Here is an 11,946-nt window from a genome sequence, read left to right as displayed (position 1 = left end):
GACGAAAATGCAGCTGCGACAACCTCGCTGCGGCACCTACCATCGCTCCATGTCTCTGCGCGCGATACCGGATTCGATGGACCCGACGGTGGTCGGGTCCATCGATCGCGAGCTGGACCGGGTGGAGCTGGACCACCGGGTGTCGATCCGGTTGGCGATCGAAAGCGGCAGCCGCGCGTGGGGCTTTCCGTCTCCCGATTCGGACTACGACTGCCGGTTCGTCTACGTCGCCACGCTGGAGACCTACCTGTCCCCGTGGCGCACCCGCGACGTGGTGGAGACGCCGCTCACGGATCTGCTCGACGTGAACGGCTGGGATCTGGCCAAAGCGCTGCGCTTGCTGGTGCAGGGCAACGCCGTGCTGATCGAATGGCTGATGTCGCCGATCGTGTACCGCGGCGACCCGCTGTTTCGCGACCGATTGCGCGCGCTGGCCGATGAGGTCGCCGACCGTGACAGGGTCGCCCGGCACTATCTGCACCTGGGCGCCAAGCAGTGGGAGCTGTTCGAGCGCACCGGATCGCTGAAGAAGGTGTTCTACGCGCTGCGTCCGGCGATGGCACTGCGCTGGCTGCGCGAGCGTCCCGGGGCGGCGGTGGCGCCGATGCATCTGCCCACACTGTTGCGGCAGTGCGAGCTGCCCGCGGAGTTGTCGGCGGCGGTGACCGAGCTGACCGACCTCAAATCGCGAACCCGCGAGATGGGCAGCGGGTCGGCGCCCGCGCCGATCTCCGCGTTCATCGCCGCCGAATTCGCCTGTGCGGAGGAGGTTTTCGTCAAATCTCGGGGCCAGGACATCACTCGGGCCAGGGCGATCACCGCGGAGTTCTTCCGCTCCGAGACACTGGCGGGCTGACGCCTACGAGGCGACTTTCCGATCGTCCTCGGCGACGGCGTCGGCGTAAGCCTGGGCGAGTCGCTGGGTGGCGGTCGGACGGTCCGGATCCGGGCGCGGGATGCCGAGGTGGCCCTCGCGCAATTCGTCCATGAAATCCGCCCATAGCCGCGGACCGCCCGCCTCGAGCAATTCGGCGCGAACCCGGAGGCGCTTAGTGGTCGGGCGGTGCCGCAGACCCCACGCGCCGAGCTGCGCCATGATCGGCACCAATTGGATGGCCGCTTCGGTGAGCCGGTATTCGGCCTTCTGGCCGGGCCTGGTGTCCGCACGGCTGAGCAGCCCGGCGGCTACCAGGCGCTTGAGCCGGTCGGACAGGATGTTGGAGGCGATGCCCTCCTCCGATCCGGCCAGCAGTTCGCGGAAGTGCCGCCGGTTGCCGAACATCACGTCACGCAGCACCAGCAGCGTCCACCGGTCGCCGATCACCTCGATCGTCGCGTTGATCGGGCATCCCGAACGTCCCTCCTCGCGCATCCGGCACTCCTGTCGGTCGTCAACTACTGCTTGCAATATACAACCAGTTGGACGTACGCTGCCTCCAACCGATTGCGAATTGCAATCACTTAGTGGGAATGAGTGGGCATGCCGAAGCTGCGCGTACACAACCTGGCGATCTCCCTGGACGGCTATGTCGCCGGTCCGAACCAAGGGCCGGACAATCCGCTGGGCGAAGGCGGCACGCGACTGCACGAGTGGGTCTTCGCGACCCCTTACGCCAACCCGGAGGCCACGAACGATCCCGGCGTCGACGATGAGCATCTGGCCGCGGGCGATCGCGGCATCGGCGCGACCATCATGGGCCGCAATATGTTCGGTCCGATTCGCGGAGCATGGCCGAACCACGAATGGACGGGTTGGTGGGGCGACAATCCGCCGTACCACCACGACGTCTTCGTCCTGACGCACCATCCACGCCCGTCGTTCGGGATGGAGGGCGGGACCACCTTCCACTTCGTGGACGAAACCCCCGAGGCGGTGCTGCACCGCGCGTTCGACGCGGCGAACGGCCAAGACGTGCGCTTGGGCGGCGGTTGCTCCACGGTGCGGCAGTTCCTGCGGACGCGGCTGGTGGACGAGTTGCATTTGGCCGTCGTCCCGATCCTGCTCGGCGCGGGCGAGCGCCTCTACGACGATCTGGGCGAACTGCCGGGCTACCAGGTCGCCTCGGTGACCCACTCCCCCGCCGTCACCCATGTCACCTTCACCCGCTCCGAGGCGTGAGGACCTCCGAACAAGCGGAAAGGCCCCACACCGTCCCGGTGCGGGGCCTTTCGAAAGTCAAGTCGCGATCAGAGAACGCGGACGTCCTGGGCCTGCGGACCCTTCTGTCCCTGGCCGATCTCGAACTCCACGCGCTGCCCCTCATCGAGGGACCGGAAACCCGAGCCGCTCACAGCCGAGTAGTGCACGAAGACGTCGGGCCCTCCGCCGTCTTGTGCGATGAAGCCGAAGCCCTTCTCGCTGTTGAACCACTTCACAATGCCTTGAGCCATTTCATACTTTCTGTAGACGAGCCAGGTGGTGTTATCGAGATGCCCTGGTCTCGTAGATCAACGATGCCATGATCCGACGAATTACTCACGTTTCGCACCACCAACTGTGAGCTAACGCTCACGAGGACGCTCGGCTCGGTCGTGCGCGAGTGCACTCGCAATGCTCGCTCAGGGGCGGGCTGGTCTGTCACCTCCCACGCTCGGTCGGGTCCCGATCACGCGACATCGCCGGGGCCCGCCCGTCGGATACCCGTACTTTTCGCCGGATAACGCCCGTCACCCTCCCTGACGAGCATGCCCCACCGAACTGCGCCAGGCAGCGTGGAGCTTCTTTGCGACGCGGCTCGAAACCGATACGGATTCGCTACCAGTTATCTTGTGCCGCAGCGCATTTCAGCGTACCACGCCTAGACTCCTACTTCAGCCTAGGTCCGTGGCCCATCGGGCGCACTGTTCATTAAGTTCTGTTCACGGCCGGAGGTAGCGCACCTGGCGCGGTTTCGCCTCGTCGTAGGCGGCGCGGCCCGGCAGCTGCTCGGGCACGCCGACCTCCCACCAGGCGCCCGCGTCGGTCCACGACGACGGCCGCGTCCGCACAACCAGCACCGCGGGGCGCTGCTCGGCCATCGCCGTCGCCCGCGCCCGCAGGTACGCGTCACGAAATTCGTCCAGGTCGGCGGCGGTGAAAGCGGCACACCCCAGAGCGGCGGCATGGGCGGCGAAATCGACTCGCGGCGGTTGTTCCCGCGTGGTGCGGCAATCGGCATAGAAGTTGTTGAACGGCTCACCGCCCTGCCCCTCTTGCAGCCTCGCGATCACGGCATAGCCGTCGTTGTCGCAGACCACCGCGACGAACGGATGCCCCGCGAAGGCCGCCGAGAACAACTCCGAGTTCAGCATCAGATACGAGCCGTCGCCGAGCAGCGTCGTCACCACGCCGTCGGTGCGCGCCATGGCCGCGCCCCACGCGCCCGCCAGCTCGTAGCCCATGCAGGAGAAGCCGTATTCCACGTCCATGGTCGGCGCGCCACCGGTCGCCCGCCAGCCGCCGACGAGTTCACCGGGCAGGCCGCCGGAGGCCGTCAGCACATAGTCGCTCGGCCCGCTCAGGTCGTTCACGGCGCCGACCACCTGGGCGTAGCTCGGCGCGCCCGGGGTCGGCGCGCGCAGTTCATCGATGTGCGCGTCCCAGGCGCCCCGCTGCTCGGCGGCTCGCGCGGTCCACTCGGCGTCGACTCGCCACTCCCCCATCCGCCCGGCCAGCTCGCACACGGTGGCCTCGGCGTCGCCGACCACCGCTAGCGCGCCGTGCTTGACGGCGTCGAAGCGTGCCACGTTGATGGTGACCAGACGAACGTCCGGTGCGAAGACCGTCCAGGACGCGGTGGTGAAGTCCTGCAACCGGGTGCCGACCGCGAGGACCAGGTCGGCGTCAGCCGCCATCGCGTTCGCCGACGCCGAGCCGGTGATGCCGAGCGGTCCCGCGTACAGCGGATGCTCGTGCGGCACCAGGGTGCGGCCCGCGGTGGTCTCCACAATCGGAATGCCGTGCTTCTCGGCGAATTCCAGCAGGGTGCGTCCCGCGCCCGAATACCGGACGCCGCCGCCGAGGATCAGCAGCGGACGGTGCGCGGCGCGCAGTGCGGCGACGGCTTCGGCGAGTGCCCGGTGGTCGGGACGTGGCCGGGTGAGACGGTGCAGCACCGGCTCGAAAAGCGTGTCAGGGAAGTCGTAGGTCTCGGCCTGGACGTCCTGTGGAAGCGCCAGGACGACCGGGCCGGCGTCGGCCGGGTCGGTGAGCACCCCGGCCGCCTGGGGCAAAGTGGCGATCAACTGTTCCGGGCGTGTGACGCGGTCGAAGTAGCGGCTCACCGCGCGGAACGCGTCGTTCACGGTGACGGTCGGGTCGCCGAAGTGCTCGACCTGTTGCAGAACCGGGTCCGGCGCGCGTCCGGTGAAGGTGTCGCCAGGAAGGAGGAGGAGCGGGAGGCGATTCGCGTGTGCGACGCCCGCCGCCGTCACCATGTTGAGCGCGCCGGGACCGATCGATGAGGTGGCGACACCGACCTGACGCCGATGAGTGGCCTTCGCATAGCCGACGGCGGCCAGCGCCATCCCCTCTTCGGCGTGCCCGCGCCAGACGGGGAGTTCGGCGCGCCGCTCGTGCAGCGCGGTGCCGAGGCCGAGCACGTTTCCGTGGCCGAAGATCGCGAAGACGGCGGGGAACAACGGCGCCTCGCGGCCGTCGAGTGTCTCCGAGCGCTGGGCGATCAACCAGGCCACCAGCGCCTGCGCCGTGGTGAGCTTCATCCGATCCGTCCTTCGTGGGAAGTGACCGGGCAGCGCGGATCGATCGGCTCGGCGTCCCAGCGCGCCCGCACCCAGCTGTGCGCGGGGTCGTCGCAGAACGCCATCGATCGCTCGGGCGCCGGACCGGCCAGCACGTTGAGGTAGTACATGGGGTAACCAGGCGCGGCGATGCACGGGCCGTGATAACCGCGCGGGATCAGGAAGACGTCACCGTCGCGGACCACGACGTTCTCGTTCACCGTGCCGTCGGCGGTGTACGTGCGGTGCATACCGAATCCCTCGCGGGACGGGGTGATGCCGTCCCGTCCGGCGATGCGGAAGTAGTAGATCTCCTCGTTGACGACCTCGCAGGCGCTGGCCTCGTCGTGCTTGTGCGGCGGATAGGACGACCAGTTGCCGTCCGGGGTGATCAACTCGCAGGCGTTGAGCTTGTCCGCGTGTTCCCACACACCGGGTATGCCGAAGTTGGTCACCTGACGCGTCGCGCTTCCCGCGCCTCGAATTTCGACCGGCACCTCCTCGGCGGGGCCGTATCTCGGCTCGAGCCGTCTCCCGCAGCGGGCCATCGGCAGTGCCACCTCGAGGTCACCGCCCTCGGCCACGATTTCCAGTTCGGCGTCGCGCGGGGCGTAGGCGAAATCCGTCACTCGGGTGAAGACCGATTTCCGGCCGGTCAGCGCGTAGGTCTCGCCGTCGACGCGGACCGTGCACGCCCCCGACAGCGGCAGGACGAACGCCTCGAACTCCCCCGTCCGAACTGTCCGCGACTCGCCCGCGTCGATCCGCAGCACCCGCAGCCCGGCATAGGTCCATCCGGCGTCGTCGGGAGTCAGCAGGATCGGGTCACCGTCATGACGCAGCGTTCCTTCCGGACGATGCAGTGTCATCGCACCTCCTCCATGCTCGATCCAGAACCGGCAACTCGGTCGCCTCGCCGGGCGAACACAGTCGGCCGACCCGTTCGCCGACGACCGTGCCAGTGGTCGGAGACTGTGCCCGTGCTGTACACGGCAGGAACGACGGGCACCGCTCGGATCGGCTCTGTCGATGAGCGATCGCCGCCGTCTGTGGCACATCGCGAGGCCGGTACCGAGATGCTGTCCCGCCTCATCGGGCTTCTTTCAGCAAGCGGGCCGCGGTTTCGACCGCCCTGGCGACGTCGCCGTCCGGTGGGTACAGCAGGGTGCGGCCGACGACGAGACCGCGAACAACGTCGTGGCCGAGCGCCCCGCCCCACAGCGCTCGATCCACCGCCGGATCTCCGGACGGTGCACCGCCCAGCACGAGAACCGGCAGTGTGGTGGCGTCCAGTACCGAAATATCCTGCGGTGCGGGGATCTTCAGCCAGGTGTAGGCCGAGGTGACGCCGAGTCCGGAGGCCACCGTGATCGCCCGCGACAGCGAGACCGCGTCCTTGCTCATCACCAGCGCACCGGAGCCGTCCCGGTGATACGGCAGCGGCTCGACCATCGCCATCAGCTCATGCGCCGCCAGCTCCGAGACCGCCTCCGCGCAAGCTTGCAGCGTCGGCACGGTGCCCGCGTCGGAGTCGACCAGGCGCAGCAGCATTTTGCCGCCGTCGAGCCGGAACCGCGCGATGGAGTCCGCGTCGTATCCGGTGAAGCGGTCGTCGATCTCCCACTCCGCGCCCGCCAGCCCGCCGCGGTTCATCGAACCGATCACGACCTTGTCGTCCAGCGCGTCCAGCAGCAACAGTTCCTCGACGACGTCCGGCGAGCCGAGCACGCCGTCGACGTCCGGGTTGGCCAACGCGATCAGCAGCCGTTCCAGCAGCGTGCGCCGATCCGCCATGGCAGTGCGGTCCGCGCCGACGCCCAGCGCCCCGCGAGCCGGGTGGTCGGCGGCGACGAGGAACAAGGTCTGCTTGCCCGCCAACAGGTCGGCGCGGCGAACCCGTTTGGCATAGGCCCGTTCGACCGCGGCGGGGTCCGTCGCGCGCACGTGCAGTAACTCACGCCAGCGTTCGTCGGTCACATGCACAGCAGCTCCTCCGTTCTGGGCTCGAGTCTCGGCCGCACAGCGCGTTTTCCAGTCCGCGGCTGCTCACCCACAGCAGCCCCTCTGGTCCGCCGCCTCCCACAGCAGCTCGCCTAGCCCGCAGCTCACCCACGGCAGCTCTCCTAGTCCACGACTTACCCACAGCAGCTCCCCCGGTCCGCGCGGCGTCCCACAGCAGCTCCCCCGGTCCGCGCGGCGTCCCACAGCAGCTACTCGATTTCTGGCCCGGCTCCACAGCTGCTTCCCCAATCCGTGCGGCTACCCACGGCATTCCTCGATCTCCGCGCGCGTGGGCATCGCATCCGCCCAGGCCAGACGTGGCGACCGATGCGCCCACCACGTCGGCGTCGGTGGCGGATGCGCCGCGTGCGCCATGCGAGAGCAAGCCGTGGGTCGGCGCAGTCGCACTCATCGGGCGCAGTCGAGCTCGATTCCGACGGGCGTCCGCACGCGCTTCGACTCGGGTCGGCGCCGTCGGCCACAGGCGCGACGGCTCCCCGGTGCCGCCCAGGCGACTCAGCCGCACAGCAGTTCCTCGATCTCCGCGCCGGTGGGCATCGCGTCGGCGCAGGCCAGGCGCGCGGCGACCAGAGCGCCCGCCGCGTTGGCGTAGGTGGCGATGCGGCGCGGGTCCCAGTCCGAGAGCAGTCCGTGGATCAGCGCCCCGCCGAATCCGTCACCCGCGCCGAGCCCGCACACCACGTCCACGCGGCACGGCGGCACCGTCCAACGTTCCTCGCCGGTGGCCACCAGCACGCCGTCGCCGCCTTGCTTGATCACCGCGAGGCGCACTCCACGGGCGAGCAACCGATCGGCCGCCGCGTGCGGGTCAGCGGTGCCCACCGCCATCTCTACCTCGGCACGGTTTCCGACCACTACGTTCACGTGGTCGACCATCCACCCGATCTCGGTCCGCGCGGTCTCGACATCCGGCCAGAACATCGGCCGGTAGTCCAGGTCGAGCACCGTATGCCCGCGTCGTGCACGCCGCAGCAATATGTCCCGCTGCGTGCCGCGCCCCGGCTCCGCGCTCACTCCGGTGCCGGTGACCCACAGCAAGGACACGGCATCCACGACTGCCCAGGGCACTTCGTCCGGAGTGATGGTCAGGTCCGGCGCGATCGGCGCGCGGTAGAACAGCAGTGGCGGATCGGACGGCGGCGTGAGCTCGCAGAAGACCACGGGCGTCTGGAGGTCCGGCGCGGTCGTCACATAACGGGACGAGACGCCGAAGTCCTCCAGCGCCGTGCGCACGAAGTCGCCGAAGCCGTCGGGGCCCACCTTGGTCAGCACCGCCGTACGGCGACCGAGCCGGGCGGCGGCCACGGCGACGTTGGTCGCGGTGCCGCCCAAGAATTTCGAGAAGCTGCGCACCTGTGCCAAGGCGACGCCGCTTTGTTCGGGATACAGGTCCACCCCGACCCGGCCGATGGTCAACGCCTCCAGCTCGGTCACGAATCCGCCTCCTCGTTCACGGCGTCACCACGCGTCGCAGTTCGTGCTGCAACGCCTCCAGTTCCGCCCCGCCCGCCATCTGGCGGGTCAGTTCCGGCAGGTCGATCTCCGATTTCTCGTACGAGCCGAGCATCGCGCCCCGCTTCAGCAGCAGGAATCGGTCACCGACCGGATAGGCGTGGTGCGGGTTGTGCGTGATGAGCACGACGCCGAGCCCGCGTTCGCGCGCCCGCACGACGTACTGCAACACCACCCCGGCCTGCTTCACGCCCAACGCGGCTGTCGGCTCGTCGAGAATCAGCACCTTCGCGCCGTAGTGCACGGCTCGCGCGATGGCGACGCATTGCCGCTGCCCACCCGACAGCGTGCCGACCGGCTGTTCCATGTCGCGGATTTCGATACCCATATCCGCCAACGCCGTTCGCGCGATCGCGCAGCCTTTCTTGCGGTCCAGCAGCCGGAACGGGCCGAATCCGAATGTCGGCTCCGAGCCCAGCACGAAGTTGCGCCACACGCTCATCAACGGCACCACCGCGAGATCCTGGTACACCGTGGCGATGCCGCGATCCAACGCCTCGCGCGGTGAGGCGAACCGCACCGATTCGCCCTCGATGCGCAGTTCGCCTCGGTCGTGCCGGTGCACTCCGGCGAGGATCTTGATCAGCGTGGATTTGCCCGCGCCGTTGTCGCCGAGCACGCAGGTCACCTCGCCCGCGTTCACCACCGTCGACACCTCGCGCAGGGCGACGACGCCGCCGTAGCTCTTGCCGAGGTCGACGGCCTCGATGAGGGAAGTCATCGGCGCACCCTTTCGGCTCGTTTCTGGAATCGGTTGTTGACCAGCACCGCCGCCAGCAGCAGCACACCGAGGAACAGCATGAACCAGTCGCTGTCCCAGCGGGCGAACACGATGCCTTGGCGCGCCATGCCGAAGATCAGCGCGCCGATCGCGGCCCCCACCGCCGAACCGAAGCCACCGGTGAGCAGACACCCGCCGACGACGGCGGCGATGATGTAGTGCAGCTCCAGCCCGACACCCTGGTTGGCCTGCACGCTCGCGAACCGCAGGATGTTGCAGGAGCCGACCACCCAGCCGGCGAACGCCGTGCCCATGAACAGCAGGATCTTGGTGCGATCCGCGGGCACGCCCACCGCGCGGGCGCTGGACTGCGCGCCGCCGACGGCGAAGATCCAGTTGCCGAACCTCGTGCGGACCAGAACGATCGCGGCGATCGCGGTGAGCACGACCCACCAGACCACCGATGCCTGGAGGTGCGCTTCCCCGATGTCGAGTGTCGACGCGAACACCCAGCCCGCCGACTGGTAGCCGTCCGCGCCGCGCACGCCCGACACTTGCACCGTGTCGGTGACCAGCCGAGTCACGCCGAGATTCAGGCCCTGAAGGGCGAGGAACGTACCCAGAGTGACGATGAAGCTGGGCAGGCCGGTCCGCATCACCACCCAGCCGTTGAACGCGCCGACGACCAGCGCGAACACCAGCGAAGCGAGCAGCGCGAACCACACGTTCCAGCCGGCGTGCACCGCGAGCAGGGCGGTGACCAACGCCGTGGAGGCGGTCATCACGCCCGCCGACAAGTCGAACTCGCCGCCGATCATCAGCAGGGCCACGGCCACCGCCATGATGCCCAGCGTGGAGGCGTCGTCCAGCCAGGTCGCGACGCCGAGCGGACTCAGGAACCGGTCGGTGACGACGGAGAAGAAGACGAACACCAGCAGCGCGCCCAGCGCCGCGCCGATCTCCGGCCGCACGGCCAGGCGTTGCAGCGGTGAGCGGTCCGTGTCTCGGGTCCGGTCGGGTGTCTTTGTGGCAACGGTCATTTCATCCACCTCATCGCGTGCCCTGCGCGACGAGCGCGGCTACGGCGTCCACATTGCTCTTGTCGACGAAACCGGGACCGGTCTGCACCGGAGCGCCGCCTCCGGCGGTGTTCAGGTTCGTCCGGTACAGCTTCAGCAGCACGATCGGCAGATAGCCTTGCTCGTACTGTTGCTGATCCACCGCGAACAGCAGCTTTCCGGCCCGGATCGCGTCCACCACATCGGAATTCAGATCGAAAGTGGCGACGGTGGCGGCCGAACCGGCTTCCCGCACCGCGTCCACGGCTCGCGCGGCGACTTGCGAGTTCAACGTCAGAACCGCGTCGATGGAGCGGTCGGCCTCCAGCGCTCCTTTGATCCGTGATTGCGCGTCGGTGGGATTGTTGATGTCCACCTGGAGCGTGGTGGCATTGCCGAAGGCCTTGGTCGCGCCCGCGCAGCGCTCGTTCGCGCCGATATTGCCCGCTTCGTGGATGACGCACAGCATCTTCGTGCGCCGCGCCTCGGCGAGCCGTCTGCCCGCGGCCTGCCCGGCCAGCGACTCGCTTTGGCCCACATGGACGAACGCGCCGAACTTCGCGCTCTCGGACTCGCCCGAATTGATGGTCACCACCGGAATGCCAGCGGCGACAGCCTTTTCCACCGACGGCCGCAGCGCCTCGGGATTGGCCATCGAGACGACGAGCCCGTCGACGCCCTGCGCCACCGCGTTGTCGATCAGCTTCGCCTGCTGGCCCGGATCACCGGAAGCGTTGTACTCCACCCGGATTCCGAGGTCCTTGCCCGCCGCTTCCGCGCCGTTCTTGACGACGTTCCAGAACGCGTCGCCAGGGCTCCCGTGGGTCACCACCGCGACGGATTCCACCGTCCCAGCGGCCGTCGGCGTCTGCGAGGGTGCGGGCGCGTCGGCGCCGGGGCCGGTGCACGCGGCCAGGAGCGCGGCCGTGGCGATCCACGGCAGCAGGCGGCTCGAACGCCGCCCTCTCGCGGTGAGGCCGCGCTGCGTTGTCGGAGACATCGTCGCTTCCTTCAGATTCCCGCGGCGGCGAGCGCGATGTCCGCGAGGTGGCGCAGGCTGCGCCCGGTGTCGTCGCTCGCCTGCCGCGCCGACTCGCCCGGTCGCAGCGCGGCGTCCTGCTCCAGCACGTACCAGCCCCGGTAGCCCGCGGCCCGCGCGGTGTGCACGAGTGCCGCGATGTCGACCTCGCCCTCGCCCAGCGGCACATACAGCCCACGGCACACGGCCGAGCTGTAGTCCAGCTTTCCGGCACGGACCTGATCGGCCAGCGCGCCGCGCACGTCTTTGAGATGGATGTGCCCGATCCGCTCCGCGTGTCGTCGCGCGAGCCGGACCGGGTCGGTGCCGCCGATGAGCAGATGCCCGGTGTCCAGGCAGATGTCGAGATCGGAATCGGCGAGGAACCGCTCGACCTCGGCCTCGCTCTCCACATGGGTGCCGACATGCGGGTGAAGCACCGCGCGCAGGCCGTGCGCGGCGGCGACGTCCCGGATCGCGGTGGCCGTGTCGACCAAGGCGCTCCACTCGGAGCCGTCCAGTTGCGGGCGCGCGTCGTACCCGTCGAATCCGGTCGCGGCGGCGAGGACGAGGACTTCCGCGCCCGCGGCGGCCAGCTGGGCGGCGGTGTCCTCGGCGCGGGCGATGGCGTCTTGCCGGTCGCGGTGCAGCACGGCGGCGAGGAATCCGCCGACGGCGGTGAGTCCGAAGGTCTCCAGCAACCGGCGCAGCTCACCTGGGTCGCGTGGCAGATAGCCGGGAGGACCGAGTTCCGTCGCGGTCAGGCCGAGTGCGGCCATCTCCGCCAAGACGGTGTGCGCGTCGAGCACGTGGCCCCAACCGGGGACCTCGCATACTCCCCAGGAGATCGGCGCGGCCGCGATGCGCAGCGGGTAGAGGGATTCGGTCATCGGTGC

The 11,946-nt window shown here is 69.0% G+C and carries 12 protein-coding genes; 2 read left to right on the top strand and 10 right to left on the bottom strand.

All coding sequences use genetic code 11. The annotated features are described in order from the left end of the window. Positions 1-49: 49 nt before the first annotated feature. Positions 50-856 carry a nucleotidyltransferase domain-containing protein gene (locus ABZ824_RS02390; RefSeq protein WP_356961225.1) on the top strand — a complete coding sequence of 269 codons (807 nt, stop codon included), beginning with the start codon at positions 50-52 and terminating at the stop codon, positions 854-856. Positions 857-859: 3 nt separating this feature from the next. On the opposite strand, the gene ABZ824_RS02385 is transcribed toward ABZ824_RS02390, so the two are convergent. Beyond that, positions 860-1,372, bottom strand: coding sequence for a helix-turn-helix domain-containing protein (locus ABZ824_RS02385; RefSeq protein WP_356961224.1), 513 nt, complete (start codon positions 1,370-1,372; stop codon positions 860-862). Between the two features lie 108 nt (positions 1,373-1,480). Between ABZ824_RS02385 and ABZ824_RS02380 the strand changes: the two genes are divergently transcribed. After that, complete coding sequence (locus tag ABZ824_RS02380; RefSeq protein ID WP_356961223.1) at positions 1,481-2,119, top strand: dihydrofolate reductase family protein; 639 nt, start codon at positions 1,481-1,483, stop codon at positions 2,117-2,119. A gap of 68 nt (positions 2,120-2,187) precedes the next feature. Here ABZ824_RS02380 and ABZ824_RS02375 read toward each other — a convergent pair whose 3' ends face one another. The 9 genes from ABZ824_RS02375 to ABZ824_RS02335 form a co-directional block, all read right to left on the bottom strand. Next, a complete protein-coding gene (locus tag ABZ824_RS02375; protein WP_014987157.1) occupies positions 2,188-2,391 on the bottom strand; it encodes a cold-shock protein in 204 nt (67 codons plus the stop codon). A 468-nt stretch (positions 2,392-2,859) separates the two neighbouring features. Beyond that, positions 2,860-4,701, bottom strand: a complete 1,842-nt coding sequence (gene iolD, locus ABZ824_RS02370) for a 3D-(3,5/4)-trihydroxycyclohexane-1,2-dione acylhydrolase (decyclizing) (RefSeq protein WP_356961221.1) — start codon at positions 4,699-4,701, stop codon at positions 2,860-2,862. Beyond that, positions 4,698-5,588: a 5-deoxy-glucuronate isomerase gene (gene iolB / locus ABZ824_RS02365; protein WP_356961220.1), complete on the bottom strand. Its 891-nt coding sequence runs from the start codon at positions 5,586-5,588 to the stop codon at positions 4,698-4,700. Before iolB ends, iolD begins: the two co-directional genes overlap by 4 nt. A 220-nt stretch (positions 5,589-5,808) precedes the next feature. After that, positions 5,809-6,702, bottom strand: coding sequence for an aldolase (locus ABZ824_RS02360; protein ID WP_356961218.1), 894 nt, complete (start codon positions 6,700-6,702; stop codon positions 5,809-5,811). A 534-nt stretch (positions 6,703-7,236) separates the two neighbouring features. Then, positions 7,237-8,175 (bottom strand): 5-dehydro-2-deoxygluconokinase, encoded by a 939-nt coding sequence (gene iolC, locus ABZ824_RS02355; protein WP_356961216.1) that lies wholly within the window; start codon positions 8,173-8,175, stop codon positions 7,237-7,239. 16 nt (positions 8,176-8,191) lie between these two features. Then, positions 8,192-8,974: an ATP-binding cassette domain-containing protein gene (locus tag ABZ824_RS02350; protein ID WP_356961215.1), complete on the bottom strand. Its 783-nt coding sequence runs from the start codon at positions 8,972-8,974 to the stop codon at positions 8,192-8,194. After that, complete coding sequence (locus ABZ824_RS02345; protein WP_356961213.1) at positions 8,971-10,014, bottom strand: ABC transporter permease; 1,044 nt, start codon at positions 10,012-10,014, stop codon at positions 8,971-8,973. Before ABZ824_RS02345 ends, ABZ824_RS02350 begins: the two co-directional genes overlap by 4 nt. 10 nt (positions 10,015-10,024) lie before the next feature. Further along, entirely contained in the window at positions 10,025-11,032 is a 1,008-nt protein-coding gene (locus ABZ824_RS02340) for a sugar ABC transporter substrate-binding protein (RefSeq protein ID WP_356961211.1), read from the bottom strand. Between the two features lie 11 nt (positions 11,033-11,043). Then, a complete protein-coding gene (locus tag ABZ824_RS02335) occupies positions 11,044-11,940 on the bottom strand; it encodes a TIM barrel protein (RefSeq protein WP_356961210.1) in 897 nt (298 codons plus the stop codon). Positions 11,941-11,946: the final 6 nt, after the last annotated feature.

The sequence above is a fragment of the Nocardia sp. NPDC047038 genome, assembly GCF_040644075.1.
GTDB lineage: Bacteria > Actinomycetota > Actinomycetes > Mycobacteriales > Mycobacteriaceae > Nocardia > Nocardia sichangensis.
Note: the sequence above shows the minus strand (reverse complement) of the source record. Positions and strands in the feature narration are given on the sequence as shown.

What these genes read in the sequence shown, in the direction of transcription:
- ABZ824_RS02390 (WP_356961225.1), top strand. Translation starts at nt 50, where the DNA reads ATGTCTCTGCGCGCGATACCGGATTCGATGGACCCGACGGTGGTCGGG.
- ABZ824_RS02385 (WP_356961224.1), bottom strand. Translation starts at nt 1,372, where the DNA reads ATGCGCGAGGAGGGACGTTCGGGATGCCCGATCAACGCGACGATCGAG.
- ABZ824_RS02380 (WP_356961223.1), top strand. Translation starts at nt 1,481, where the DNA reads ATGCCGAAGCTGCGCGTACACAACCTGGCGATCTCCCTGGACGGCTAT.
- ABZ824_RS02375 (WP_014987157.1), bottom strand. Translation starts at nt 2,391, where the DNA reads ATGGCTCAAGGCATTGTGAAGTGGTTCAACAGCGAGAAGGGCTTCGGC.
- iolD (WP_356961221.1), bottom strand. Translation starts at nt 4,701, where the DNA reads ATGAAGCTCACCACGGCGCAGGCGCTGGTGGCCTGGTTGATCGCCCAG.
- iolB (WP_356961220.1), bottom strand. Translation starts at nt 5,588, where the DNA reads ATGACACTGCATCGTCCGGAAGGAACGCTGCGTCATGACGGTGACCCG.
- ABZ824_RS02350 (WP_356961215.1), bottom strand. Translation starts at nt 8,974, where the DNA reads ATGACTTCCCTCATCGAGGCCGTCGACCTCGGCAAGAGCTACGGCGGC.
- ABZ824_RS02345 (WP_356961213.1), bottom strand. Translation starts at nt 10,014, where the DNA reads ATGACCGTTGCCACAAAGACACCCGACCGGACCCGAGACACGGACCGC.
- ABZ824_RS02340 (WP_356961211.1), bottom strand. Translation starts at nt 11,032, where the DNA reads ATGTCTCCGACAACGCAGCGCGGCCTCACCGCGAGAGGGCGGCGTTCG.
- ABZ824_RS02335 (WP_356961210.1), bottom strand. Translation starts at nt 11,940, where the DNA reads ATGACCGAATCCCTCTACCCGCTGCGCATCGCGGCCGCGCCGATCTCC.